Here is a 26,949-nt window from a genome sequence, read left to right as displayed (position 1 = left end):
CCAGGGCACAATCCAGAAGGTCGTGACCGTTTTTATTGATTGAACGTTCAATAAAAAATAGTTACCCTCCGAGGCTCCTTCCGCTCTGTCCAGGAGATGCCTCGTGCCCAAGGTCGGGATGCAGCCCATCCGCCGTTCGCAGCTCATTGCCGCGACCCTCGAAGCCGTCGACGAAGTCGGCATGGGCGACGCCAGTATCGCCTTCATCGCCCGCAAGGCCGGCGTTTCCAACGGCATCATCAGCCACTACTTCCAGGACAAGAACGGCCTGCTCGAAGCCACCATGCGGCATCTGATGAATGCGCTGCGCCAGGCCGTGCGCGAACGCCGCGCTGCCCTGCCCGGTGACGACCCAGCCGCCAACCTGCGCGCCATCATCCAGGGCAACTTCGACGATACCCAGGTCAGCGGCCCGGCCATGAAGACCTGGCTGGCCTTCTGGGCCACCAGCATGCACCAGCCCAATCTGCGCCGGCTGCAACGCATCAACGACCTGCGCCTCTATTCGAACCTCTGCTGGCAATTCCGCCGCCTCCTGCCCCATGAGCAGGCCCGCGCCTCGGCCAAGGGCCTGGCCGCTATCATCGACGGCCTCTGGCTGCGCGGCGCCCTCTCCGGCGACACCTTCAACACCCAGCAGGCCCTGCAAATCGCCTACGACTACCTGGACCTGCAGCTGGCCAAGGCCTGACCCCCTCTTTCGCCGCCCCGCCCCGCCCACTCGGCGCGGGGCTCTCCTCCCGCGTTTCCCGCTCCCTCCCCGCTTCGACAGAACCGCTCTGGGCCGCCCATCGCCCCGTTTCGTCACGCCTGTGAATTTTTCATTGATTGAACGTTCAATAAAAATTAAGTAGACTGGATTCATCGCTGGCGCAGAGAGACCTTTCTTTCGCGCCCCCTGTGTTCCTTGCGGGTGCCACGGCGCCCGCCCAGATTGGGAGAACGTCCATGGCCCGTTTCGCCGAACAGCAGCTGTACATCGGTGGCCGTTATGTCGCCGCCACCGGTGGTGCCACCTTCGAAACCCTGAATCCCGCCACCGGCGAGGTGCTCGCCACGGTGCAGAGCGCCAGCCGCGCCGACGTGGACAAGGCGGTGGCCGCCGCCGCCGCCGGCCAGAAGGTCTGGGCCGCGATGACCGCCATGCAGCGCTCGCGCATCCTGCGCAAGGCCGTGGACATCCTCCGCGAGCGCAACGACGAGCTGGCGCTGCTGGAAACCCTGGACACCGGCAAGGCCCTGTCCGAGACCCAGGCCGTCGACATCGTCACCGGCGCCGACGTGCTCGAGTACTACGCGGGCCTCGTGCCTGCCCTGGAAGGCGAGCAGATCCCGCTGCGCGAGACCTCCTTCGTCTACACCCGCCGCGAGCCGCTGGGCGTGGTTGCTGGCATCGGCGCCTGGAACTACCCGATCCAGATCGCCCTGTGGAAATCCGCCCCGGCCCTGGCCGCCGGCAACGCCATGATCTTCAAGCCCAGCGAAGTCACCCCGCTGACCGCGCTGAAGCTGGCCGAGATCTACACCGAGGCCGGTCTGCCCGATGGCGTCTTCAACGTGGTCAATGGCGTCGGCCCGGAGGTCGGCGTGGCCCTGACCGAGCATCCCGGCATCGAGAAGATCTCCTTTACCGGCGGCGTCGCCACCGGCAAGAAGGTCATGGCCAGCGCCGCCGGCTCGACCCTCAAGGAAGTCACCATGGAGCTGGGCGGCAAGTCGCCGCTGATCGTCTGCGATGACGCCGACCTGGAACGCGCCGCCGATATCGCCGTCATGGCCAACTTCTTCAGTTCCGGCCAGGTCTGCACCAACGGCACCCGCGTCTTCGTACCCCAGGCGCTCAAGGCCGACTTCGAGGCCAAGGTGGTGGAGCGGGTCAAGCGCATCAAGCTGGGCGATCCCCTAGCCGCCGAGACCAACTTCGGGCCGCTGGTCAGCACCCCGCACATGGAAAAGGTGCTGGGCTACATCGCCCAGGGCCAGGCCGAAGGCGCCCGCCTGCTCATTGGTGGCGAGCGCGTCACCCAGGGCGAACTGGCCAAGGGCAACTTCGTCGCCCCCACCGTCTTCACCGATTGCCGTGACGACATGGCCATCGCCCGCGAAGAAATCTTCGGCCCGGTCATGAGCATCCTGGCCTATGCCGACGAAGACGAGGTGGTGCGCCGCGCCAACGACACCGAGTACGGCCTGGCGGCCGGCGTGGTCACCCGTGACCTGGCCCGTGCCCACCGCCTGATCCATCGCCTGGAAGCCGGCATCTGCTGGATCAACACCTGGGGCGAATCCCCCGCCGAGATGCCGGTGGGTGGCTACAAGCATTCCGGCGTCGGTCGCGAAAACGGCCTCACCACCCTCGGCCACTACACCCGCATCAAGTCGGTGCAGGTCGAGCTGGGCGACTACGCCTCGATCTTCTAAGCCGCTTCAGTAGCGCTTTTCTCCCCTCTCCGCTGGAGAGGGCCCGGGGCTGGGGCCAGACCCCACCCGCCGTCAGGAGGAGAATCTTCATGGCACACGAATTCGATTACATCGTCATAGGCGCTGGTTCGGCCGGCAACGTCCTGGCCACCCGGCTGACCGAAGACAAGGACGTCACCGTCCTGCTGCTGGAAGCCGGCGGGCCCGACTACCGCCTGGACTTCCGCACCCAGATGCCGGCCGCCCTGGCCTATCCGCTGCAGGGCAAGCAGTACAACTGGGCCTACCAGACCGAGCCCGAGCCGCACATGGACAACCGCCGGATGGAATGCGGTCGCGGCAAGGGCCTGGGCGGCTCCTCGCTGATCAACGGCATGTGCTACATCCGCGGCAACGCCCTGGACTATGACAACTGGGCGCAACTCGACGGCCTGGAAGACTGGACCTACCTCGACTGCCTGCCCTACTTCCGCAAGGCCGAGAAGCGCGATGCCGGTGCCAACGACTGGCACGGCGGCGACGGCCCGGTCTCGGTGACCACCGCCAAGCCGAATACCAATCCCTTGTTCGAAGCCATGGTCGAAGCCGGTGTCCAGGCAGGCTATCCGCGCACCGAAGACCTCAACGGCTATCAGCAGGAAGGCTTCGGCCCGATGGACCGCTTCGTCACCCCGAATGGCCGTCGCTCCAGCACCGCGCGTGGCTATCTGGATCAGGCCAAGGGTCGCCCGAACCTGACCATCGTCACCCACGCCACCACCGATCGCATCCTCTTCGAGGGCAAGCGCGCCAATGGCGTCGCCTACATGAAGGGCGATTCCCTGGAAGCCATCACCGTGCGCGCCCGTCGTGAAGTCCTGCTCTGCGCCGGCGCCATCGCCTCGCCGCAGATCCTGCAGCGCTCCGGCGTCGGCCCCGCGCCGCTGCTGCGGCGCTTCGACATCCCGCTGGTCCACGACCTGCCGGGCGTCGGCCAGAATCTGCAGGACCATCTGGAAATGTACCTGCAGTACGAGTGCAAGCAGCCGGTCTCGCTGTACCCGGCGCTGAAGTGGTACAACCAGCCGCAGATCGGCCTGGAATGGATGCTCAAGGGCACCGGCCTGGGCGCCAGCAACCACTTCGAGGCGGGCGGTTTCATCCGCTCCAGCGAAGAATTCGACTGGCCCAACATCCAGTACCACTTCCTGCCGATCGCCATCAATTACAATGGCACCAATGCCATCGAGGCCCATGGCTTCCAGGCCCACGTCGGCTCCATGCGCTCGCCCAGCCGCGGTCGCATCGAACTGACCTCGCGCGATCCGCGCCAGCATCCGAGCATCCTGTTCAACTACATGAGCACCGAGCAGGACTGGCGCGAATTCCGCGACGGCATCCGCCTGACCCGCGAGATCATGCAGCAGCCGGCGCTGGACCCCTATCGTGGCGAAGAGATCAACCCGGGCCGCGACTGCGTGACCGACGCCCAGCTGGACGCCTTCGTGCGCTCCCACGCCGAGACCGCCTATCACCCTTCCTGCTCCAACAAGATGGGTACCGACGACATGGCGGTGGTCGACGGCGCCGGTCGCGTGCACGGCCTGGAAGGCCTGCGCGTGGTGGACGCCTCCATCATGCCGATTATCGCGACGGGCAACCTCAACGCCCCGACCATCATGATCGCCGAGAAGATCGCCGACAAAATCCGCGGTCGCGCCCCGCTGCCGCGCAGCAACGCCGCCTACTACGTCGCCAACGGCGCGCCGGTAAGGGGTACCCCGCTGCGTGACGTCAACGGTCAGCGCGCCGCCGAGCCGGTCCCGCAGCGCCGCAACCAGCCGGCCGCCTGATCCCAGGCAGCCGAAAGCAAGAAGGGCGCCCGCGGGCGCCCTTCTTGTATCTGGCTCTTCGAATCGCCTGGCAAGGGACTCAGCAAGACAGCCCGCTCTTCCCCCGCTCCCTCTGGGAGAGGGCGGGGGTGAGGGCCGCCCAGTCCCTCATCTCACAGACAATCCTTCACCGCCGTCAGAATGGTCCGCGGCCGCAGCGGATTGTTGGCCATCTGCTCGCGCAACTGGATGCGCGTACCGCGCGATGCCGAGCCGATGTCGATGATGGCTGCCGTGGCGCCCGGCACCTTGCTGTCCACCAGCACCCGCTGCCCACTGCTGCCCTGCGGCTGGACCAGCACATGGCGGCCGTCCTTTTCCAGACCGGTCACCAGGCAGGTGCGATAGTCCTCGGCACTCTTGCCGGTGCGCAGCTCCATGGGCGGATTGCGTTCAAGATTCGCCTGGCTGGTGCAACCGGCCAGGGCAGCGGCCAGGAAGGCCAGGGTTTTGGTTCTCATCAGCGGCTCCTCGCAAGCTCTTTGCGTCATTTTAGCCGCAGCTGGCTTACGCCAGCCTTAACCGCCGCACATCCTTGGTTTACAAGGGCTTTCCCATGGCTATAATGGCGTCCCCTTGCCGGTATAGCTCAGCTGGTAGAGCAACTGACTTGTAATCAGTAGGTCCCGGGTTCGACTCCTGGTGCCGGCACCATCTTCTTTGTATCCCTGTCTGCCAGACGGTTTTGTCTAGCGGATGGAACGCCTGCCTGCAACATGTAGCGGCAAGACCTGGGTCTGTATGATGACCTGGAAATCACCTACCGCCGCGGCCCGCCATGTTCCTTGTCAATGATCGCTCCACGTCTCCCTATCGTGAAATTGCGTTCATCCAAAGTATTTTTCCCGATGGCACTGTAACCAGGGGCTCAGGAACGGTCGTCGGCAATAACGACGTCCTCACAGCGCTCCATGTGATCTACGACGATCGGTACGGCGGACAGGCGGTCAGTGTCACAGTTACGCCAGGCGCCTACATCAATTCCACCTCTTTTTCCGCGCCTTTAGGTACCTATGCGGCCCGTAGCTGGTCCGGCTATTCCAGCAACTGGGACAAGAATGGCGATCATGTTCCGAGTTATGAAGAGGTCGGGCACGATTTGGCGTTGATCAACCTCGACACTAACATCGGGGCGACTACCGGCATCCTGGGTATCTCGACTACCGGCTCGGATCTAACTGGCACAGTACTAGGGTATCCCGCGCGCGGTACCGGCTTGATGCAAGACTCCGCAGCCGCCACCTATGTAGCCGACTATCCGCTTTATTTTGTGGATACGGGCTTGGGCGCAGGTGCTTCAGGGGGCCCGTTGCTGGAGGGATCCGGGGCAACTGCAAGCATCCGTGGCGTACTGTCCGCCGGAGACAACGCCAACACCTTCTCTCTCTATGCCGCCCTGACCGGAGCCAATGCGGCCTGGCTATCCAAAGCGAGCAGCGCTAACGATGGGTTGCTGGATGCCAGTAGTACCTATCGATTAAGCGGTCTCGGCGTTGCCAGTGGCAGTGATGCCGACGATATTCTTATCCAGGCTCGGCTGTCGTACGACACAACAGGCACCGCCCAGGTCTACGGCTATCGAGGAGCGGATGCGCTCATTATGCGCGGCTCTTCCTGGTCTTATCAGCTAACGACGGCTACCGATGATCCGAGTCTATTGCAGGTAAAGGACAACGTTAGTGGGCAGACGCTGAACCTGCACGACGTCAACGCGCTCGACTTTTCTGACAAGACTGTTTTTGTCATGACGGAAAACCAAGCTCAGCTGGCAAGGCTTTATACGGTATTCGATCGGGTGCCTGATCTTGCCGGGCTAGCCTATTGGACCGACCTGCAGGCCCATGGCATGAGCTTTACCGATATCAGTCGGAGCTTTGCCAACTCTGCTGAATTCATCGCTCACTATGGCACCAGTACCAATAGCCAATTCGCTTCCTTGCTATACGAGCGTGTGCTTGATCGTGCAGGAGATGGCGATGGCCTGAATTACTGGACGACCTTGATGGATCAGGGCATGAATCGCCTGGACGTCATGACTCATTTCACTAACTCACCTGAAAGTCAGCAGCTCACAGAAGGCTCGGCGGGCTACCTCAAGATCGTTGACCACGTCGCCTGGACGAACGCGGATGTGGTCATCCAAAAAGGTGTCGCTTTCGGCAGCAGCTACGGAGACAGCCTCCTACAAAGCGAGATGGTTGCCGACTCTGGTCATACCATGCGGGTGTTTGGTGGCCAAGGAAACGATGTCCTTTCTCTGCAGGGAACCGTAGCGGATTATGGACGTACCGCCACAGCGCCTAGTACGTTGGTACTGACGGCTAACAACGGCAGTGTTGCGCTGGAAGTTCACGATGTGAATGTGCTGCGTTTCCAAGATAGGGATATCTTCGTACTGGATCAGCAAGAGGCGCAGATCGCGCGCCTCTATACCGCCTTCGATCGGGTGCCGGAGTATCAGGGCATCGAGTACTGGATGCACCAGCACGCTCTTGGTCGTAGCTTTGACGACATCGCCAGCAACTTCACTGCTTCGCCCGAGTTTGCCACCTGGTATGGCAGCCAAGACAATGTTGGTTTTACCAACACGCTCTATCGCACCGTTCTAGGCCGGGAAGGCGAAGCCAGCGGCCTGAGCTACTGGGCTACGCAACTCGAGCACGGCATGAGCCGCGCCAACGTAATGCTGCATTTCACCGAGTCCCCGGAAAACCAGCAGCTCACCGAAGGTAGCTCGGGCTTCATTCAGTTGGTGGGACAGGCCGATTGGGCTTGAAGACCGGCGCTGCAGCTGACAGGCCGGCCCATAGTTGAGATGTCTATTCTAAAGTTAGGCTTCGTAAGCCGAGGGCGAGCATACGGTCCTCTCCACTGATACCGACTGCTTTAGGCACGATTGCGGTTTTATATTTAATGGTCAGCTTCATAAGGTTATTTTCGGCAATAGCTCCTTGCGCCTGAGTCGGCACAGACACGATTACCGTGTTATCTGAGCGATCTGCGACTTCAAAATCTCCGGCAGGATGGCCGTTGACTTCGATACTGAAGCGCTGGACAGGGGTTACGGAGGATATAAAGGCATCGAGCTTCAGGATCAAGCGCGAGGGTTGGGTAGCAGTGGCCACTTCAACCTCGGAAATCGGCCCATTTGACCAGACCCCCCAAGGCTCCAACTCAGACCAGCCTTTCGCCAAGTAAGCTGAAAGTGGTGCACCCTTTACAAATTTAATCGTTTGACCCAATTGGAGGCCGAAGTTTTTTTCTGAGACTTCTACTACTTCTGGGTCGTCCAGCCGGCACGTTTTGCAACTCTTCCAGCCCGGGGCTATCACATAGAAGTTATCAACACGAGCGAGGAGATCATCGCTACGAAGATTGCGCTTAGCGAAGTAGACCTGGCTATCGTCCAAAATGTATAGCGTATCGCTCGAATAGTTACCTAAAGCCAAGCTATCAGCCGCTTGAGACTTAGCTCTTGCAAGCGCACTCTGGTCCATACGAGCCAAGTACACGATATCAGTATCCAAATTATGGCGAATGGCATATTCCGCAAAGACGCTCCAAGAATCGTGCTGATTCATTGGCGCCAAGCTTCGTACCTTTTGATAACGATCAGCGGCTTGATCCCAGAAGGGATTATTGAGCGGGGTTGACCAAGCAGGTAGTGGCGTTTCCATCATCTTTTCATGCATACCTTTGCGAAAAAGATTCATATCCGCCATTTGAATAACTGCAACGCCGACAAGCAATACTGCTGCAACTCGAGTAGTGTGGCCTCTTATCAGCAGATAGAGCCCCACGGTGATAATCAGGTAGTATACGGGCCAGAAGATCCTTCCCGAAGCTCGAAAGACGTTGGCTAGTCGTTCTAGGTGAGCTCCGATGGGAAACTGAAAGGAATAGGAGCCAATACCGACCTTGTTTGTAATGGCGAACAGCGTAAGTGCCAGCACGGCTAGGACTAGCAACGGATTGCGACGAACCACCGAAATCAGGCTCACCTTGCCGCTCACCAGCGTAGGTATACCTATGATCAATAGCACGATGGTACCCAAGCCGAGGTAGTTAAAGCCCTCATAGTTACCTGGAATCTCGGGAAAATCCTGCAATACGTAGGACCACCGCGACGTAGGACTGTGCGCCCAGGTATCTGCAGAATCGAATATTGAAAGCAGATTAAGGCCGAGCTGACCATAGCCGGTTGCACTCAAGCCATTCTGTACAGCGAAATAGCCGGCCTGCCAACAGCAGAAAAGCACAGTCAGGGCTACGGCTATTGTCTCGACAATCGCAAGGCGAATTGTTTGATTACGCTTCGCTGTACGCCAGCCTAAATCTGCCGCCCATAGCGCGCCAACCATAGGGAAGAAATAGGCATGAACCAGAGCGATGGTTCCAAACAGTAAGCACCAATAGAGAATACGGTGGCGTTGGTCGCGGCGAAGCACAAGATAGATGCCTGCCAAAACCAAAAAATGTCCGGTCAGACTGACGTGACATTGCAAGCGCCAGAGAAACGGCGGTGCAAAGAGAAATAACATTACGGCCGGAATCTGGATAGCCAGATTCCGTGAAAACAGACCGATGATCTTCCAAGCGAAGAAGGCCTGCAATATGAAGCAGAAGAGCCACCAGATTCCGGCGTACTGAAAAGTCTCGGGCAGCAGAGGAGAAAGCAATTTGAAGAAAATCGCCAACAGTGGCGTAGAGTCGGTGTAGACGATGGAATTACCTAATTCGAGGCCAAAACCAGGATTTAGGCCAACTGGAAAGCTCCAAGGTGCCTGCTCAAAAAAACGCCAGCCCAAGTAGTACTGGGCAAAGTCGCCTGCCTGCAACCAGCCAATGTTCGCAGGGTTAAGTACGCGGGGACCGAGTATTGCCAGGAAGGCGAGTACGCCAAGCAAGGTCGCCCAAGCTAGATCCCTACCAACCGCGATTCCGCGCGTGCGCTTCAAATCTGACATCTTAATTTCCTAAAGAGAGAACCGCACTCACGCCTTAAATCCCCAGAGCCTGCTAGCGAAAAACGACAAGACGGGCACGATCAGGACGGCGATCAGCGCGCAGGTGGTATTTTCCAATGTGGTCCAGCGCAATAGCATCGCCAGCAGCGCACTGTTGATGAAAAAGCCACCCACCGCGATAAGGAAGAAACGAAGGACAGCACTGGCGATGCCGGCTGAACTGCGGAAAGTCCAAAAGTAATGCCCGCAGAAGGACACGCCGAAGGCACACAGGAAGGCCAGCAGATTGGCTAACAACGGCGCCAAGCCAGCTCGAATCAACAGGGTGACAATGGCAAGGTGCACAGCTGTGGCGGCGAGTCCTACCAAACCAAAGCGACTCGCTACCAGCAGCTCACCAAAGGCGCGGCCTTCGCGCAGTGCCTTGAGCCTGGTGATCATGACTCGACCCGATCGGTCACTGTGTAATTCTTGCGCACCACATAGACCGGACGGCGCTTGGCTTCGATATAGGTTCGCCCCAGATACTCGCCAAGAATGCCTATTCCCATGAGCTGCAGACCGCCCAAGAACGTGACCGAGACGATGATGGAGGCATAACCGGGCACATCCACACCCTTGATCAACACTTTCAGGGCGATAGATATGGCGAAGAGGAAGGACACCAGGGAGACTGCTGATCCCAGATAGGTCCAGACCCTCAGGGGATCAGTGCTGAAGCTGGTGACGCCTTCCAAGGCGAAGTTCCACAGCCGCCAGCCGTTGAATTTGGTCGAACCGGCGACCCGCTCAGGGCGCGCATAGTCCACGTAGGCGGTGCGAAAGCCCACCCAGGCGAACAACCCCTTCATGAAACGGCGCGACTCCGGGAGTTCCTTGAGCGCCTCCACCACGCAGCGATCCATGAGGCGGAAATCGCCGACATTCTCCGGCAATTGGGGATCGGCGATCTTGTTGTGCAGACGGTAGAACCAGTTGGCCGAGGCACGTTTGGCCCAGGAATCCGAATCTCGATTTAGACGCCGCCCCAGCACTACCTCGTAGCCTTCATGCCACTTTGCAATCATCTCCAAGATCACCTCGGGTGGATCCTGGAGATCGACGTCAATCGGCACTACTAACTGACCGCGCGCTTCTTCGAGGCCGGCGGTCATGGCCGCTTCCTTGCCGAAGTTGCGGCTCAGATCCAGCACTCGGATTCGCGGCTCACGCCGCTGGCATTCCAACAGCGTCTGCAAGGTCGCATCGGTACTGCCATCGTTGATGAACAGAAACTCCAGCTCGATTCCAGCCTGTGTCGCGAAGACGGCCCCTACTCGCTCCAGGAAGAAAGGAATGGCTTCTGTTTCATTGAATACCGGTATTACGAGGGTTAGTAGCACCGGAATGTCCGTGGCGCGTGGCCCGAGGTCATAGCTGTTCAACCTATCTCCTTTGGACTAGACCTGGCTTCGCCTGATAACACCGCGAACCTGTCTACCTCGTAGTGAATACTGCAATCAGGGCAATTCTTTCAGATAGAAAAGCGTCTGCCCCCAGTAGGGGGCAGACGATAGGGGGTGGGCGGCGCGGATGCAAACCCTATTGCCTTCCGCTCATCCCTTGGCGACCTCTCCTTCCTTGACGCCAGTCTTGCGCTCTTCACCGGGCGTAGGTACCGCCAGCCAACCGTTGATCTTCTGGATATCGGTATCGCGGAAACCGCCGCTCCAGCGCAACAGCACCAGCTGATTGGTGACGAAGTCGTATTGCGCCTGCAGATAATCCCGTCTTGCGCTGTATTCCTGCTGCACCGCGTTGAGCACATCCACGGCGGTCGCCACGCCCAGGCTGAGCGATCGCTCACTGGCAGCGCGGGACTTGATCGCCGAGTCCAGGGCGTTACGCGAAGAACCGATCTTGGCCAGGTCTGCAGCGCTCTTCATGTAGGCCGTGCGCGTTTCCTTCACCACCTGACGACGGATCGATTCGTACTCCTGCTCCGCGGCATCGCGCGAGCCATAGGAGCTGGCGACACGGGCGCTGGTCGAGCCGCCGCTATAGAGCGGGATCTGCACGCTGATGGTGGCTGAGTAGGTGTTGATCGCGGAGGAGGCGATGACGTTGTCATAGGCGAAGTCGCTGCGCTGCGCGCCCAGGTTGAAACTCAAGGTCGGCAGATGACCGGCCTTGGCCTCGGAGATACCGTAGTTGGCGGCATCCACGGCGCGCTGCTTGGCCTCCAGTGCAGGGTTGTTCGCCACTGCCGAATTCACCCACTGCTCTTCGTCACCTTGCGGCATGGCCAGTTGGGCTTTTTCGTTAAGGCGTTTGAGCGGCTGATAGACCGGACGGCCGATCAGCTCGCCCAATGCCTCGCGGGTCACCTGGATCTGGTTGCGTGCTTCGATCTCCTGGGTTTTCAGGCTGTCCACCTTGGCGGAGATCTGCAGGACGTCGGTGACGGTGCTCATCTGCTTGTCAAACAGCGCCTGGGCACGATCCAGGTTGCGCTGCGTCGCCTTGCGCTCGGCCGTGACCAGCTCGAGCGTATCTTCAGCCGCCAAGGCGGCGAAATAGCGCTGGACGAGGTCTGCGGCCGACTGGGTCTTGGCATCCTCGTATTGGGCACGGTACTGCTCGGTCAGTTGCTCATAGCGCTTGAAGCCGCGCCAGGCGGCAGCGTTGTAGAGCGCCTGGCTCAGGGTCAGGTTGTAGCTCTCGCCGTTGTAGTTGAGAGTCTGCATGCCCTCCTCGCGCCGAACCCGACTGGTCGAAGCCCCGCCGCTCAACTGCGGCAGCACCTGGCCGAAGGCGGCGCGCTCCTGGCCCTCCAGATTCTTCACCTGGGCCTCGGCGCCACGAATACGGGGATCCGAGACTGCGCTGTCCTGATAGAGCTTCCAGAGGTCTACGTAATCCTGTGACCTAGGCGCGACAGGCGTCTGTGCCTGTACCCAGCCAGAGCAGCCCAACACGGCCACCAATGCAAGAAACTTGGCGTTCATGTCTGCTCTACTCCTCGATCATCGAGCGAGCCATGGCATTGCGCGCTGGCTTGAGCAGGTATTGCAGCATGGTGCGCGAACCGGTGTTGATCAGCACGTCGGCAGGCATGCCCGCGACCAGTTCCCGATGCCCGAGATCCTTCTTGCCCTGTTCGGTCAGCTTGACCCGACCCAGGTAGTAAGGCGTACCGTCGCGCTCATTGGTGATCCGGTCGGCTGACACATAGACCAATTCGCCTTCGATGATGGGGGTGGTGGCATTGCTGAAGGCACTGAAACGAACCTCGGCCTTGGTCCCCAGTTCTACCCGGTCGATGTCCTTTGGTTCGATATGCACCTCGACGATGAGCTTGGCCGCATCCGGCACGATATCGAGCAGATTGGTGCCGGATTGCACGACGCCCCCGATGGTATGCACCGCCAGGTTCATCACCATGCCGCTGACCGGTGCCTTGACCTCGGTCCGGTTGTACTTGTCCTGCAACGCCCCTACCCGCTCGCGAGCCTCGTAGATTCGCGACTGGGTATCAGCCAGACGACTCGCCACGTCAGATTTGAATTTCTGGGTAGTCTGCAGAATCTGCAGCCGCGTCTCGCCGATCTGGACCTTGGCCCGGGCGATAGCCGAACGCTGATCGGCGATCTCTGCCTGCAGACGGGAGAGATTGCGCTCCTGGTCACGAAGACGCTCGTTGCTGACAAAACCCTCTTTTAACAAGCCGGTGAGATCCTTGATCTCGCTGGCATAGGATTTCGCCAGACTCTCCTTGCTGGCGATGACTTCGTTGTAACCACGAATCTGCTGTTCGAGCTCTGCGGCGCGATTCTTCAAAACGTCGATCTCACCACGGCGCGCATCGCGGCCTGCTATGAAGATTTGCCGTTCACTGGCGCGCGCCTCTTGGACCCGCTTATCCGCGGTGGGAAAGTCACTCGCGCCAAAGGTGATGTCATTGGCGTCGTCACGCTCGGCGATGAGCCGGGCCTCCTGCGCCTGGGCGGCGATCAGCTGACCACGGGTCGCCTCCAGTTCCGAACCCGCCTGGGTGCTGTCCAGAACGATCAGCACGTCTCCAGCCTTGACGTCGTCGCCGTCGTGCACCCGCACCTCGCGGATGATACCGCCTTCCAGGTGTTGGACCGACTTGCGGTAGCTGTCTACCGCCACCACGCCTGTGGCGAAGGCCGCGCTATTGAGCGGCGCCAGTGCTGCCCAGCCGCCGCCAATACCGAACACGGCAAAGAGAATGATGAAGCCCAACCGACGCACAGGTGCATCATTGACCTTCAGGCCCGCGGCCTCGGCTTCCATGTAGACGTCTTTCATGCGGGCGCTCCTCCTGCACTACCAGGCTTGGGCGGCAAGGGGGTAACCGAACCTGGATTAGCCACTGGCTGCGGACCACCGGACTGCTGCGCCTTGAGCTGAGCCAGTACCTGATCACGGGCTCCGGACATCACGATCTGGCCTTCGCTCAGTACCAGAAGGTTATCCACATAGGCCAGGGCGCTGACCCTGTGGGTAATGATGAAGAGCGTAGTGCCCTTCTGCTTCAGCTTTATAAGAGCCTCGCCCAGCGCGCGCTCACCGACGTCGTCCAGATTGGAGTTCGGCTCATCAAGGATGACCAGTTTCGGATCGCCGTATATGGCACGCGCTAGTCCGATACGCTGACGCTGCCCACCCGATAAAGCACCGCCATGGGCACCGATGACGGTGTCATAGCCTTGGGGCAAGCGGAGGATCATTTCGTGGACACCCGCGATCTGGGCAGCCTCAACCACCTTTGCCGCATCCACCTCACCGAAGCGCGCGATATTGTCACCTATAGAACCCTCGAAAAGCTCGATGTCCTGAGGCAGGTAACCGAGGTATGGACCTACCGCTGCTCGATCAAGGTGGAACATGTCTGCCCCATCCAAGCGCACTTTTCCGCTCTGAGCAGGCCAGATTCCAAGGAGCGCCCGTGCCAAGGTAGATTTACCGGCAGCGCTCGCGCCTAGGACACCAACAGAAGCGCCGGGAGGGGCTCGAAAACTAATCCCTTTGAGTACAGGAAGATGAGCGCCGGGAGGCGTAACCACCAGTTGTTCAACAGAAAGATCTCCAGTCGGAGCAGGTAAAGACATCCGCTCGGGCTCTGCTGGAATCTGCTTCAATACCTCGTTCAATCGAGCATATTGTCCACGTGCATTAACGAAGCCTTTCCAGTTTGCAATCATTTGATCAATAGGCGCGAGTGCCCGACCAATCAGCAGAGAGGCAGCTGTCATGAGTCCAGGCGTGATCTCGTTGTTGATGACAAGATAAGCACCCAGTCCAAGCACAAATGATTGCAGGAGTATTCGCCAAGTACGCGATATATTAGAAATCGCTCCACCCATCTCGCTTGCCCTGCCCTGCAGAGCAAGCGTCTTGTAATTTCTCACCTTCCATTTTTTGGTCAGGTTAGGAAGCATTCCCATGGCCGACAGGACTTCAGAATTACGCAGCGCCATTCCTACCAAGCTCAAAGCAGCGCTGTTCTCTTTATTTGCCTCAGATAGCCTTTTTGCTGTAGCGCGTTCATTTGCAAAAGCAAGAGCAGTTGCTACTAATGCGCCAACGACTGTCAACATCCCAAACCACGGATGGAAAAAAAACATGATGCCGATATATATAGGCATCCACGGAGCGTCAAAAAAGGCAAAAACACCACTGCCGGTTAAAAACTGACGCAGCCCTGTTAAATCTCCCATAGGCTGGGCAGAAGTCCCTGTACTACCGGTGTACAGCGACTGCTTAAAACTAGCCCCTAATACGCGCTCGCCAAGCAACAGGTCTAACTTAGTTGATATCCTCACCATTATGCGAGAACGAATCCACTCTAAAGCCCCGTAGGTCGCCATCAACACAGATATCAGGATTGTAAGCATTAAAAGCGTAGTAACGCTCCGACTACTAACAACCCTATCATAAACCTCCAGCATATAAAAAGATGGAGCCAGGAGCAAAATATTTATAAACAAACTAAAGAAACCTGCTGCCAGGAAGCTTGATCTACAAGCCTCCAAAGCCAGTTGCAGGTCCGTTTTTGTGATGACCTTCATTTGAGATGAAAACCCCTCAGATCAATTATTTCTTATAAACTAAAAGCCGGACAACCCTAAGACTTGCATTATTGTTAAGCGTAATTAATCTCGGCTCTACAAAGGTATTGTTCGCATCGACTTGAAAGGTAGTGCGAAAGCTGGCGGACCCCGAAAGGTCGGAGTGATAAAGCTTGTGGAATCCAAAATCGGAAACCACATCTACAGCATAAGCAGACCAATCTGCTGCCTCTATCTCTAAATCAAGAACATAAGTTCCGGGCGCCAGATCCAGTTTCATACCATAGAGCAAAAACCCCGGATCACTTCGCATGATAGAGGTATTTTCTTGATTGAACATACCTTCAACGACTACACCTTCCCCAAGGAAAAACTCATTGCTTTTCGACAAATAGGCAACAACATACTGCTTTTCACTAGCGGATTTCATACAAGAAACTCTGTTGACGTTTAAGGAAGCATTCTCGCCTGGACATTCTCTATAATAAGAGGCAAAGGGTAAGCTATCGGAGTTTTCATAATGGCTATCATCACCGGCTACTATCCTGCTATCGATATCGACATAGTGTTCCCTGTCCATCGAGAAAAACTCATCGCTATTTGACAAGTTATCCCAAGCTTCCTCAAGGGAGAGACCACCCTCAATTGCAGAGCAGTAATCTTTCAAACCCTTCTCATCTGGCATGCGTCCGAGCACCATCATATACAGCTCTGATACGACAGTTGCTGTATCGACATGATCTGCGCTATCAATTACTGGCACGCCACCTTTTGAAAAATATCTAACCTCGCTACCAGACATCCAAGACTTTATTCGATCAGCCGAGGTCAGAAAGCCACTTCCCAGGGCTCCATTATTTCTTGCCAAACATATAAATAATTCTCGCCTTTGCTCCTCTGAAACCGAGAGCAATTTATGACGAAAGACTTTCCAGAAACGTTGAGATCCGCCCCCCGGCAAAATCTCTTTTATCAGCTCCCGGCATCCCTCGAACTCTTCCAGATTCGCAGCAACTATCTTAAACCACAAATTAGACGCACTATTCTTTTCCAAATCCTGTTCGTCACCTGCCAAAATCTCAAAGGCAGATTTTCCGGGAAAAGCCAGGATTTTTCCCTCATCGTAAAAATAGAGGCTTAACGGAGCCTTAACATTTAACAAGCTAGACGTGAGTTCCAAACGAAATCCATACTTCCCATCGGCGATTCCGAGCGACAAGAGGTCGGGACGAAACTCCGTACAGGTAGCTTTTCCCAATACCTGCTCTCCCTGGACAACCACCACGTCAATTCGTTTTTTTGGAGAGTCCGCGTCATATAGCCAACCCGCGATCAGATCTGAATTTACGGTATCAACAAAACCTGAGTATTTAGCCATAAGACGTTCCACTAGCAATAAGCATCAATGACATTCGAGTAGAAGCTTCCAATGCGTTCAAAGGAGTTTGCATGTGCAAAAGACTTGATAGCATCATTCAAACGTCTTGAAGAGTCACTTATCGAAGACGCTTCCAAGACCTTACTTGCTAGCGTATAGATAGATTGAGGATCTATACGAGGAATGACACCTTCAAATTCATCGAACATACTTGCTGTGGAACAGATTATTGGAATTTCAGCGCGGATCGCGACTCTGATAGCTCCGCTCGCCGACTCAGGAACCTCCGCGTAGGGAAAAACCGCCACATCGGAATCAGCCAACTCCGCTATGACTGTATCTAACGAATTGAATCTAGTGTCCAGTTGGATTTTATCTTCAAGCGATAGTGCTCTGATGATCGCTTTGAGCCGAAGCAAGTAATCATAACTCGAGCGCTCCTTCTTGACGCTAATCAGCATTTTTGCTCGGCACGCGACCCCTATCGAATTCAATAGTGAGACCAGATAGAGGACAACCTCAAAGTTCTTGTGCGGCAAGCAAAATCCAAAAGTAGATAGTACTATCTCTTTATTATCCCTACTCTGTCTAGCCTCAAGGCCCTGAGCACTCGCTGCTATTCCATGAGGTACTCTTATTACATCTTCAAACCCAGCCGCCTTGAGACGACCAAAGTCCACTTTGCTGTGTGCAATCGACAGTGATATATAAGAGCTCTCTATCAAGGAAAGATCCACCTCAGCGGGTATTCCATGAAACTCTAGAATCAGCTTTTTATTTGCATAATGAAGCGCCATAGAGATGTCATTAATATCTGCAACCGAGAAGAAGCCGAAGTGGTGTTGCAACACAACCACGTCACTCGCTCTTTCCAAAAGCGATGTTATAAGCGCTTTAATGCCTTTACTATGGCGATACCATACGGGAATAATGTCGACAGCGCCTTCCTTTGCAATAAGGCAAGCAGGCGACGATTGATTTTCATCTAATGCAACAACCCGCTCACAAAATACGTTCCTGATTCTTTCTGCCATTGAAGAGGCTGCCAGAAGCTCTTGGCTGTAAGTAGCGATACCGCACTCGACCCCCCAAGTCGAAATGACGGAAATATCACGTACTACCTTAGCCTTCTTCTTTTTGCCAAAGGACTTTTCCAACCCATTCTTGAGCTGGACTATCGTTGAACGCCAAGTCAAAGATTTAGCAGTTTCTATACCGGCGGCTGCCAATTTTTCCAGTGCAATCGGAGAGGACTTTTGGACACGCCGCATTCCTCGCCTCAAGCTCATGACATCAGGCTCTGCAACCATAGAGCCTGGAAAAGAAACGTGAGATATAGACTGAATCAGCGAATAGTCTACGAGCACCGAATTTCCGTGATTACAATAATCCATATGCCCCGAAAAGCCCGTCACCATAACCGGCGTTCCATAAAGCATGGACTCTGCAGCAGGAAGTAGAAACCCCTCGCCACGAGTTGGAAACACGGTGCAATCTGCAGATAGGTAAAGCCTTGCGAGGTCCCCACTATCCAACGAATCATAGATTATCGTTATCTTTGACCTTACCGAAGGTTTCAAGCCATCTACGAATTCATCGAGCCATCCATTGTGCGGATTTCTAAACGTTTTAATGATGAGCTCTGCACCATTGTCTTCGGAGAATTCATCATTAAAGGCATTGAGCAGTGCGTCGACCCCTTTCCGCCAGAAGCAGGACGAAATATGAAGAAATTGAAATTTGTCTTTGCTCTTTTTATCGAACCTATCTAATTTGGAGTAGCTGGCAAGGTGATCCACGCCCTCCCCAACGACGAAGACCGGAACGGTCAGTCCTCCGACCAGCAGCGCGTCTTCAGTGAATTTGCTGGCAACGGCAACGAAATCGAAATCCCTGTTGAACTTATCGACTATTTCAAAAGGAACTACAGTCTCTTCCCAAGCCCAACATATTGCTCCAACCAGAGGGGCCTTCCGATCAACGTGTACTGGCCAATCATTAAAAAGGTGCAAATCGAAATCATTGCTGGATGACTGGGAAAAAACTTTATCACTCAAACCAGCCTTGATGACTTCACTGTCAGCAGCGATCTTTTCAAAAACCTCGTTCGAGGAGGTTATGTATACCTCATAGCCTTCCTGCAGCAGGGCTACAGCGATGCTTCTATTAACGATTGCAAGGCTATAGTCACCACAAAAAGACCCTTCTAGGAGGACTCTCTCAATTTTTTTCATGTCTATTCCAATTAGAACACTGGCTTGAGGAAAACTTCTTCAACGCCCACCGAAAGACTTCTATCATCACCAGCGATGTCGCATTCTGCAGGAGATATATGATTTTTTGTAAGGATAACAATACTATTGTCCTTTGCCGCTGCAGGAAAGGTCAGCAGGCATCTTTCATTACTCAGGAAGCCGTCAAAAACGGCTTCACCGTTTAGTAAGACTTCAATATGCTGTTCATACTCAGGATTTGGTTTGAACACCGCAAGCATGATGTTGACATGCACATCAAAATCACGTCCGTGATCAAGGAGCTGGAAACCAAGCGTGTGGACGGGACCTATGCCCCAAACGCCCCACTCCTCCAGGTAGGACCATCCATAGAATAGATATCTCTCAAGTTCTACTCCCGCTACTCTACTGAGATAATGCATGGGAAAGAAAAGATGACCTTTGCATTGACTAGCCGAATAATCTAAGAGCTTTTTTTGATACCAAGAATCGAATAGATACTCAGGCATTATGCTTTCATCACATGCCGCCAATTCAAAATTGGTATTATTTCTTTGCAAAGCGCAGTCAAATGTCGAAAGATTCGAATTATTGAACCCTAGATCCGCTATTGAAAGCACGGGAGCGCACAGCGCCTCGAAAAGCACATCTAGTAAATTCAGCTTCTTAAAGGTATAGGCCACATTATGCCCGCCTCTTACCCAGTAAGAAGTGAACGGAAGCCGCGCAACATGCAGTGTATCTTCGTAATCATCGATCGAGAATAGAACGATATATTCGACACCTGCGGCCGCTGGAAAATAGTCCAACAACTCCGGATTTTCAACCGCATTTACGATTTCGATGTTACGAATGTCGAAATCGGTCGAGAGAGTTGATCTGGGCGAGATTGCGACAACCCTATCCGCTTTGACATACTTCGCCAACCTTAAAACCCCAGCTCCTCCCATGCTTAAGCCTAAAAGGGTAATTCGTGACTCTGTATTGTCTGGAATAAGGTCCTGTATAAAATCCACCAAGTCCATCCAGCCATGGGGATTTGTATACCACGACCGACTATTATCCTTTACATAGACAAATGAATGATTAAAAAAAGGCTTACCTACACCTTGAAAGTCAAACTCAGGGTCTTTGGAAAAATCGCTGCCAATTCCTGCAAGAATTATTACTACGGAGCTTACATTTTCATTCAATCTGAGCTTAACTTGATAGGCGCCTAACATTAGCTCTGCGTCATTATCAAGTGCCATATCAAACGTATCCTAACTCAGCCAACCTATCATAGTACTTTCGCCCGATTTCTTTTAGGCCGAACAAGTCGTCATACTCCGAAATGTCGTGCTTTTCGAAATACCTACCTTCATTTTTTAGGTAAACCTGCCGCATTGCCTGAGCTGCGATCTCAACCTCAGGATCTGCCCATCGTTGGCCAACAGCTTCGACGTACTCGTCCGAACCCACTGAAATCATTTTGTACGGGATCAGGTAAGCACCTTCACCAATACAAAAATCCCTGTTTCCCCCATAATTGGTAGCTATAACGTCCATTCCCAACAAAAGCGCCTCAGCAATTCCTCGACCAAAGCCCTCTGCTCTATGAAGGGAAACAAAGCAGTTGCACGCGTTATATAGTGAAACCACCTCTTCCTTAGCAAGAACAGCGTCTATTATCTTAATTCGCTTATCTTCTTTAGCTTCAGCGACTATCTGATCCCAGACAGGACCTTGTGTAGCTCTCATTGCTTTTATTACGAGAAAAACTTGCTTATGCTCCTCCTTAAAGGCGGATATAAAAGCATTCAACACAGCGGCTGGGTTCTTCCTATATGCCGAAGAGTTACCATCGAACGAAAAAATAAATATAAAACTATCGAGAGGCAGCTTGAATTTTTCTCTAGAATCCACCACGGATGGGAGATTTGCATTAATCCATACCGCCATAGGCATGTGCTTTACCGGCACTGCGGAAACTGGATCAATAGCCCAAAAAGTATGCTGGCTCGAACACCAAATTTCATCAACTAGGCAAAAGGTATGCGTCCAGTTTTCAGGCCACGAACTCAGCTCCCAAGGCCAATAACCTATATTGTATCGACCTGAGAAGAGTCGTCTCCCCTGCTCTAAGAAAACCCGAAGCATCTCAAGCGCCGTTAGGCAGATGATGTTTACCGCATACTTTGGCTCGTCGCTAACCCATGCCTCCAGGCTCCGGTCGCCCTGACTTATCTCCTGTCCTGGCTTCACATTCACGATTACGAAAGGAATATCACGCTCGATGAGACAACGGGCCGCCATTCTCACATCTTCGCCGATGCCCAACTCACCATAGGCGTAACCTATGAGATTTACGCCACCAACCAGACTTCTGCTTTCTTCCGCCTTTTCTTCATAGGCCGGCCATGCAGTAGGTCTTGCCTTCAAGATATTAGACAGGCCTGCTTCCACTATTCCGCAGTTGTAGATCCAAGAGCGGTAGGCTAACAAACCTTCTTTATCACCTAGATCAAAAGCAGAACGTATGTCTAGCCTGACTGAATATATGAGCTGAGAGAAGATTGTCTTCTCTATCTGATCAGTATGGAAAAGAACTCTCTTTTGCCAAGCCGGTACATCCTTCGCGGTCATGCCGATATCCGCCAGCCCACCGCCGACAAAAAACCATGCCAGCGCCTTTAGCTGATCATCTTCAGTGGCTAGCCTGCTATCTATATTTAAGTCTGGCCTCCCCGCTATTACGAGTTGCAGCATCCGGGAAATCCCGGCTGACCACCTGGTTCTAGGGAGGCTTGCTGGTACAGATAGGTCTCGCCAGTACTGGGAAAACTCACGTAGCGCTTGATATTCTCTGCGGCCGTGCACTACACACCAGCCCAAAAAACCTAGACGCGAATCAGTACTTTCCAATGAAATCCCTGGGAAACTCTTTTCGCGCAACTGCAATATCGCAAGGTGTATATGGTAAAACTTAGAAATCCCGGCCACCCCTAGTTCAGGAATCTCGTCGTAATAATAATGGGTAGCTGATACGAAACTATTTGGCTCCTCGAAGTATTGGGAGAAGTTCATCTACCCTCCCCCAAAGCACCGCCGTTCATGGATGAGAAACTCATGCCGGCGTAAGTACCCAATGCCCAGTCCGCGTTTAGAGACGGATGATAGGCAGGGTCATACCTGTATGACCTCCCCCAGCGCGACAGCAGGAGATTTTGTTCTCTCTTGGATCGCGCAGCCTTGTCCGCCGTGGAGTCCTTCCCCCGACTCGCCGATTCCGCATGGATCAACTCGGCGAACGGCGTCCAGAGGATCTTCAGGCCCAGCTCATTGATGCGCAGGCACATGTCCACATCGTTGAAGGCGACGGGGTGGCGTACCTCGTCCATGCCCTCGATCTGCAGATAAAGGTCGCGGCGCAGAATCAAGCAGGCGGTGGTGCAGGCGCTCTGACGACGAGCAAGATGGTTGAAGCCCAGATAGCCGGGATCGTTGCGCAGCCAGTTGTTGCCCGTATGGGCGGCCAGGCCGTTGATGCCGATGACGACACCGGCGTGCTGGACCATATCGTTCTTCCACAGCAGCTTGGCGCCTACAGCTCCAACATCAGGTCGTACGACCAGACTCATCATTTCCTTGAGCCAGTCGGGATGCAGGATCTCGATGTCGTTGTTGACCAGCCCTATGTATTCTCCCGTGGCGAACTCGGCACCGACATTGTTCAGGGTGGCGTAGTTGAAGGGATAGGGGTGCGGCAGGATGCGTACACCGCGGGTCTTGAGTTCGTCGAAGTACTCCAGGGTCTGGGGATCGCTGGTCTGGTTGTCGACGATGATGAGTTCCAGATCCGGGTAGTCGGTCTGGGTCAGCAGACCTTCCATGCAGGCATGCAGGAGATTGTAGGCATCCCGGGTAGGGATGATCAGGCTGACCTTGGGCAGTCGCTCGGGCAATGGCCAGTGGGTGCGTAGCGCACCGGGCAATTTGGACTGGCGGCTCAGACGGGTACCGGGACGCAGCTTGTTCACCAGCCAGGTCAAGCGCTCCAGACGCTGCGGCTTGCCGGCATCGCAGGCGGCCGGCGTTGCGGGACTGTTGGCACTGCGATGGCTGAGCACCTGGGTCACGCGGGTGACACCCAGGTTATCTTGCTCGGTGGCCAGGATAAGGGCGGCGAGTACACCTTCGTGATCGCGTGGCAGCTCGGGCGCTGCGTTCAGCAGTCGGACGGCGCGCTGGATGATGTCGCGGCCAAACAGGGCGCCGGCGGTAAAGAGATCGGCGCCCAGGTAGAGGTCCAGATCCCAGCTCGGTTTGAACCAGGGGTTGCTACGTAGGCCATCCGCTCCGTCCTGATCGCTATCAGCGAAAGCCCAGGCCGCTTGCTTGCCTGCCTCTTTCGGTTGCAGAGCCAGCGCCAGTTGATCGAGGGCGTGGGGCAGCAGGCGGCTGTCCAGTGGCTGGAGCAGCACGGCTTCGGCCCCCTCCTCCAGTAGCAGCTGCAAGGAGGTAGACACATCAGCGGGATCGGCGACGGCCTGCGTGAAAGGTCGCAGGCGTTGTTGGCTCAGGCTGTCCAGGCACGCCTGCCGCTCGGTTTCATCGGCGTCCCCATGGAGCAGCACGGCGATCCGGCTACCGGTCACGGCTTCTGGATACTGAGGTGCGCGCTGGTAATGAGCGAACCACTGAGGATAGTGGCCGAAGCCGGCACTACGCGGGCAGCGCTGATCGTAATCGCGCGCCAGGCGAATGAGCAGGTCGCGGGGTGCCGGATCGGCCTGCTCCGGCCAGTGAGCGGCTACCAGTGCGCCGAGCCCATCGGTGTGGCAACAGACGGTGATGGGGCTACCCTGCAAGGGGCGGCCCTGATCGTCTTCGATATGCACTTCGCGACGCTCGCCGTCCCCGAATTGCCAAGGCAGCTCCAAGCTGTAGCCATGATCGGCATCGGCGCGATAGATGAGGGCGGGATGGTGCAGATCGGCCAGGCAACGGGCGACGATCTGATCGCCCAGGCGCGCCCTCACCTCGACGTGACGCCCCGGGGTAGCGTCATCCCAGACCCAGCCGCCCACGGCCAGACCACCGCCATACCAGACCTGACTGCCCGGTACCTGAGCCTCGGCCTTGCGCGGCTTCTCGTTGGGCAGCTCCAGGGGTTCACCGATCCACGGGCCTTCGTTGGCCAACCGCACGGCGATACGCCGAGCTCCACTGAGCCAGGCCGGCTGCAGCTGGAGAGCGAAGCCATGAAAGCCGTCACCGGCCAGCGGATCGTGCTGATAGGTATCCGCCCGTACCAAGGCTACGGAAGCCCCATCGATGACGACCTCCAGTGCCAGACGCAGATCGGGCTGCGCAGGATCAAAGGCCCAGCCCTCCAGTACATTGCCGTGAAGGCCTTGGATCTGACCTTGCACGGTGACCAGGGCGAGAGCTTGAGAGAGTTCAGTCATGGAGAAACCTGTCGGGAAGGGCGTCGCCTAGCAGGGCATTCAGGGGCGCGGGCAGCAGACTGAGGGGGTGGGCGCCCGCTTCGGTCGCGACCGCACCCGCGGGTGCATAGAGGGGCAAAGCGGTATGCCGGGCAATCTGAGGGGCAAACCAGGCACTGGCCGGTGCGGCCTCGAGACTCAAAGCCAGGGTACAGCCAGCCAGGGCAGGTATCCGGGACCGGGAGACACCGGGTAGCTCGATCAAGGGGCTGACATTACCGCTGGCGAGCAGGCTCTTTTCCCAGTGCGTGCGCTCGAGAAGCAGGAACCGGCAGGCCAGACCCTGCCGCCGGCTCAGGCGAACCAGCTGCAACCAGGCCTGGGCCAGGCGTGGATCTGCCAGGGAATCAGCGATCAGGATATTGCCCAGGCGTTGGGCTGGTGGTTGGTCGAGCGACGCAAAAGGTGCGCCCGCCGCCACAGGGACCTGGGGATTGCTCATCAGCAACGCGGTGGCGAGCGCGGCGAAGGTCACACGCTGTTCGCCAGCTGCCTCGTGGAAGCCAGCAGCTTGGGAGGAATCACCAGCGACCGGATCGATCAGGCGATAGGGTACGCCGATCCGTGCGGCCAGGGTCTGCAGCAAGGTGGGACAGCGCTCCGGCTGAATGTAGTCCAGAGCGCTCGGCCGCAACCGCTGCAGGTCTGTGATCAGTTGCTCCAAATCTTCGGGTAGACGGTAGTCCAGGAGCACCGGCAACCCCTGGCCATGAACCTGAAGGCTGACCTTCAGCTCGGCATCCGTCTGCCGAAAGGCCAGTACAAAGGCAGGTCCGTCGCCGCCCAGCGCCGTAAGAAGATCCAGTCGATCAGTTGCGATGATGGCTGCGTCGCTTTTGGCTGTCGCCAGCTGTGCGCCGAGCTCAGCCAGTCGCTCGCGCTGCAGGCGCTGGCGGTAGGGCTTGAGCGGATCGTGACGATAGAAGCGCTCGAAGGCGCGCTCTGCACCAGGATAGCGCTGGCGGAGAATGGCGTTGTTGAAGGCCACCCGCTCGAGCTTTTCCGCACCAAAGGAAACACCGCCCCGATGCGCAACGAAGGCCCGCTGTGCTGCCACGTGCCGCCAGCCCTGGGCCTTGGCCCTCAGGCACCAATCGGTTTCTTCGCCATAACCTCGCTTGAGCTGGACCTCGTCAAGCAGGCCGACCTGCTCCAGTGCGCGACGCTTGATGTAGAAGCAGAAGCCACAACCCACCTCGATCTCGGGCGGCGCCGACAGGTCGCTAGCTGCCTGGCGATGCAGGGCACGCTGTTCGTCCAGCGTGGGCATGACGTGGCTCTTGCGGCTTTCCGGAAAGCTGAGCAGCTCGCCGTTGTTGCTGAAAGGGGTGGCAGTGGCTACATCAGCAGCTGAGTAGGCTGCATCGCGCAGCCTGTCCAGCCAGTCATCGCAGACGCGCGCATCGGCGTTCAACCACACCACATCGCGCCCAGGATGCAGCGCCATACCCCGGTTCATGTTGCGGATGAAGCCCAGGTTGGCCGGACTGCGATGGAGCTCTATCCGGCCCGCCTCGGCCAGTTCGCGCAGCGCCTGACTCAACTCCGGCTCGGGGCTTTCGTCGTCCAGCACCACCACGTTCATCGGGGTCCGGTTGGCGTCCAGGCTATCGAGCACGCCGTGGATACAGGCGAGCGATGCCTCACGCCCGCGGTAGATGGGAATGAGCACATCCACGAGCGGTTCGATGGACGCTACCGGTGTTTCAACTGGGATAGGCCGCAAGGGCTCGACGGCCGCCAGGGGACTGCCCAGAACCTCGCTGCCATCCGCCCAGCACAGGCGCACACGCCCGAGGGGAGCAGGCAAACGGATGCGAATGCCACCATGACGCCCTCCATTGACTGACTTGGCCAGCAATGGACTGGGCAGGTTGGCAACGAGGGTCTGTTGGCGATCGCCCAGTTTCAACGTGAGCTTGACCGGGGTTTGTGGATGCCGGGTATCCAGAGCCCAACCCCGAATTTCCTGGGTGGCCGGATCGAATTCGACGTGTCCCCAGCGCCGTGGCGACAGTTGCTGCAACAGCACGGCCAGTTCGTCGGCGCTATTGACGTAGGGCAGCTGCTCGACCAATTGCGCAGGTTTGACGCCCGGTAGCGCAATGAGCGCACGCAAACGCAATAGCCGAACCGCGGGAGTATTACGGGCAGGATTGGCCGGGTCGGCGAGAAAATCGTAGGCGGCTTGGGGCTCGCCCTTTTGCAGAAGCACATGAGCGAGCAACGCAGCCGTTTCGCCCTGCCGGGCCAGACTGGTATTGGCTTCGGCCAAGGCCAGGAAAGCCTGATCCAGCGCGCCTCTATTGAGCGCCGCAAGACCGGCGGAGACCAGTGCTACTGGGCGCTGGTCGGGAATCTGAAGTGCCAGTTCGAGACGACGTTGAGCCTCTTCTGGCTGTCCGGCCTGGAGCAGAGCCTGATAGTGCTCCATGAGTGTCGATTGGCTCATGGGCATCGGTCTCCGCGAAAAGCCAGGTGGATCAGAGTACTACCGTTTTAAAAAAGACTT

17 protein-coding genes and 1 tRNA gene are annotated in these 26,949 nt (G+C 56.5%); 5 read left to right on the top strand and 13 right to left on the bottom strand.

Features of this window, described 5'->3' with window-relative positions:
• Positions 1–103: 103 nt before the first annotated feature.
• The 3 genes from betI (at position 104) to betA (ending at position 4,253) form a co-directional block, all read left to right on the top strand.
• Positions 104–691: a transcriptional regulator BetI gene (gene betI / locus PSEK12I1_RS0102610; protein WP_007159951.1), complete on the top strand. Its 588-nt coding sequence runs from the start codon at positions 104–106 to the stop codon at positions 689–691.
• A gap of 257 nt (positions 692–948) precedes the next feature.
• Positions 949–2,421 carry a betaine-aldehyde dehydrogenase gene (gene betB, locus PSEK12I1_RS0102605; RefSeq protein WP_027600606.1) on the top strand — a complete coding sequence of 491 codons (1,473 nt, stop codon included), beginning with the start codon at positions 949–951 and terminating at the stop codon, positions 2,419–2,421.
• A gap of 89 nt (positions 2,422–2,510) precedes the next feature.
• On the top strand, positions 2,511–4,253 hold the full coding sequence (betA, locus tag PSEK12I1_RS0102600) for a choline dehydrogenase (RefSeq protein WP_027600605.1): 1,743 nt from the start codon (positions 2,511–2,513) through the stop codon (positions 4,251–4,253).
• Between the two features lie 152 nt (positions 4,254–4,405).
• On the opposite strand, the gene PSEK12I1_RS0102595 is transcribed toward betA, so the two are convergent.
• Positions 4,406–4,753: a hypothetical protein gene (locus PSEK12I1_RS0102595; protein ID WP_027597345.1), complete on the bottom strand. Its 348-nt coding sequence runs from the start codon at positions 4,751–4,753 to the stop codon at positions 4,406–4,408.
• Positions 4,754–4,870: 117 nt separating this feature from the next.
• Here PSEK12I1_RS0102595 and PSEK12I1_RS0102590 point away from each other — a divergent pair.
• Both PSEK12I1_RS0102590 and PSEK12I1_RS23490 read left to right on the top strand, forming a co-directional pair.
• Positions 4,871–4,946 (top strand) — tRNA-Thr (locus PSEK12I1_RS0102590).
• Positions 4,947–5,070: 124 nt separating this feature from the next.
• Entirely contained in the window at positions 5,071–7,068 is a 1,998-nt protein-coding gene (locus PSEK12I1_RS23490) for a DUF4214 domain-containing protein (RefSeq protein WP_051399157.1), read from the top strand.
• A gap of 43 nt (positions 7,069–7,111) precedes the next feature.
• Here the strand turns inward: PSEK12I1_RS23490 and PSEK12I1_RS0102580 are convergent, their stop codons facing one another.
• The 12 genes from PSEK12I1_RS0102580 to PSEK12I1_RS23465 all read right to left on the bottom strand — a co-directional run bounded on the left by PSEK12I1_RS0102580 (position 7,112) and on the right by PSEK12I1_RS23465 (position 26,889).
• The gene (locus PSEK12I1_RS0102580) at positions 7,112–9,259 is read right to left on the bottom strand and encodes a DUF6311 domain-containing protein (RefSeq protein WP_051399158.1); all 2,148 of its coding nucleotides are present in this window, start codon (positions 9,257–9,259) and stop codon (positions 7,112–7,114) included.
• A gap of 27 nt (positions 9,260–9,286) precedes the next feature.
• Positions 9,287–9,700 (bottom strand): GtrA family protein, encoded by a 414-nt coding sequence (locus PSEK12I1_RS0102575; protein WP_081347952.1) that lies wholly within the window; start codon positions 9,698–9,700, stop codon positions 9,287–9,289.
• Positions 9,697–10,683, bottom strand: a complete 987-nt coding sequence (locus PSEK12I1_RS0102570) for a glycosyltransferase family 2 protein (RefSeq protein WP_051399159.1) — start codon at positions 10,681–10,683, stop codon at positions 9,697–9,699. Before PSEK12I1_RS0102570 ends, PSEK12I1_RS0102575 begins: the two co-directional genes overlap by 4 nt.
• A 171-nt stretch (positions 10,684–10,854) precedes the next feature.
• The gene (locus PSEK12I1_RS23485) at positions 10,855–12,213 is read right to left on the bottom strand and encodes a TolC family outer membrane protein (RefSeq protein WP_044342509.1); all 1,359 of its coding nucleotides are present in this window, start codon (positions 12,211–12,213) and stop codon (positions 10,855–10,857) included.
• Between the two features lie 40 nt (positions 12,214–12,253).
• On the bottom strand, positions 12,254–13,573 hold the full coding sequence (locus PSEK12I1_RS0102560; protein WP_027600601.1) for an HlyD family type I secretion periplasmic adaptor subunit: 1,320 nt from the start codon (positions 13,571–13,573) through the stop codon (positions 12,254–12,256).
• Complete coding sequence (locus tag PSEK12I1_RS23480) at positions 13,570–15,336, bottom strand: type I secretion system permease/ATPase (RefSeq protein WP_037006606.1); 1,767 nt, start codon at positions 15,334–15,336, stop codon at positions 13,570–13,572. Before PSEK12I1_RS23480 ends, PSEK12I1_RS0102560 begins: the two co-directional genes overlap by 4 nt.
• 25 nt (positions 15,337–15,361) lie before the next feature.
• Positions 15,362–16,714, bottom strand: a complete 1,353-nt coding sequence (locus PSEK12I1_RS24210; RefSeq protein ID WP_081347953.1) for a DUF4214 domain-containing protein — start codon at positions 16,712–16,714, stop codon at positions 15,362–15,364.
• Between the two features lie 11 nt (positions 16,715–16,725).
• Positions 16,726–18,948, bottom strand: coding sequence for a glycosyltransferase (locus tag PSEK12I1_RS24205; RefSeq protein WP_081737516.1), 2,223 nt, complete (start codon positions 18,946–18,948; stop codon positions 16,726–16,728).
• An 11-nt stretch (positions 18,949–18,959) separates the two neighbouring features.
• Positions 18,960–20,198 (bottom strand): hypothetical protein, encoded by a 1,239-nt coding sequence (locus PSEK12I1_RS24515; protein WP_155951387.1) that lies wholly within the window; start codon positions 20,196–20,198, stop codon positions 18,960–18,962.
• A 1-nt stretch (position 20,199) separates the two neighbouring features.
• Entirely contained in the window at positions 20,200–22,014 is a 1,815-nt protein-coding gene (locus PSEK12I1_RS24200) for a glycosyltransferase (protein WP_081737517.1), read from the bottom strand.
• Positions 22,011–24,398 (bottom strand): glycosyltransferase, encoded by a 2,388-nt coding sequence (locus tag PSEK12I1_RS23470; RefSeq protein WP_051399160.1) that lies wholly within the window; start codon positions 24,396–24,398, stop codon positions 22,011–22,013. The genes PSEK12I1_RS24200 and PSEK12I1_RS23470 overlap by 4 nt, the downstream gene beginning before the upstream one ends.
• Positions 24,391–26,889, bottom strand: coding sequence for a glycosyltransferase family 2 protein (locus PSEK12I1_RS23465; RefSeq protein ID WP_177323727.1), 2,499 nt, complete (start codon positions 26,887–26,889; stop codon positions 24,391–24,393). The genes PSEK12I1_RS23470 and PSEK12I1_RS23465 overlap by 8 nt, the downstream gene beginning before the upstream one ends.
• Positions 26,890–26,949: the final 60 nt, after the last annotated feature.

The sequence above is a fragment of the Pseudomonas sp. MOIL14HWK12:I1 genome, assembly GCF_000510705.1.
Taxonomy (GTDB): Bacteria; Pseudomonadota; Gammaproteobacteria; order Pseudomonadales; family Pseudomonadaceae; genus Chryseomonas; species Chryseomonas oryzihabitans.
Note: the sequence above shows the minus strand (reverse complement) of the source record. Positions and strands in the feature narration are given on the sequence as shown.

What these genes read in the sequence shown, in the direction of transcription:
- PSEK12I1_RS23465 (WP_177323727.1), bottom strand. Translation starts at nt 26,889, where the DNA reads ATGAGCCAATCGACACTCATGGAGCACTATCAGGCTCTGCTCCAGGCC.
- PSEK12I1_RS0102560 (WP_027600601.1), bottom strand. Translation starts at nt 13,573, where the DNA reads ATGAAAGACGTCTACATGGAAGCCGAGGCCGCGGGCCTGAAGGTCAAT.
- PSEK12I1_RS0102580 (WP_051399158.1), bottom strand. Translation starts at nt 9,259, where the DNA reads ATGTCAGATTTGAAGCGCACGCGCGGAATCGCGGTTGGTAGGGATCTA.
- PSEK12I1_RS23480 (WP_037006606.1), bottom strand. Translation starts at nt 15,336, where the DNA reads ATGAAGGTCATCACAAAAACGGACCTGCAACTGGCTTTGGAGGCTTGT.
- PSEK12I1_RS23470 (WP_051399160.1), bottom strand. Translation starts at nt 24,398, where the DNA reads ATGACTGAACTCTCTCAAGCTCTCGCCCTGGTCACCGTGCAAGGTCAG.
- PSEK12I1_RS24200 (WP_081737517.1), bottom strand. Translation starts at nt 22,014, where the DNA reads ATGAACTTCTCCCAATACTTCGAGGAGCCAAATAGTTTCGTATCAGCT.
- PSEK12I1_RS23490 (WP_051399157.1), top strand. Translation starts at nt 5,071, where the DNA reads ATGTTCCTTGTCAATGATCGCTCCACGTCTCCCTATCGTGAAATTGCG.
- PSEK12I1_RS0102595 (WP_027597345.1), bottom strand. Translation starts at nt 4,753, where the DNA reads ATGAGAACCAAAACCCTGGCCTTCCTGGCCGCTGCCCTGGCCGGTTGC.
- PSEK12I1_RS24210 (WP_081347953.1), bottom strand. Translation starts at nt 16,714, where the DNA reads ATGGCTAAATACTCAGGTTTTGTTGATACCGTAAATTCAGATCTGATC.
- PSEK12I1_RS24515 (WP_155951387.1), bottom strand. Translation starts at nt 20,198, where the DNA reads ATGGCACTTGATAATGACGCAGAGCTAATGTTAGGCGCCTATCAAGTT.
- PSEK12I1_RS0102575 (WP_081347952.1), bottom strand. Translation starts at nt 9,700, where the DNA reads ATGATCACCAGGCTCAAGGCACTGCGCGAAGGCCGCGCCTTTGGTGAG.
- betA (WP_027600605.1), top strand. Translation starts at nt 2,511, where the DNA reads ATGGCACACGAATTCGATTACATCGTCATAGGCGCTGGTTCGGCCGGC.
- betB (WP_027600606.1), top strand. Translation starts at nt 949, where the DNA reads ATGGCCCGTTTCGCCGAACAGCAGCTGTACATCGGTGGCCGTTATGTC.
- PSEK12I1_RS24205 (WP_081737516.1), bottom strand. Translation starts at nt 18,948, where the DNA reads ATGAAAAAAATTGAGAGAGTCCTCCTAGAAGGGTCTTTTTGTGGTGAC.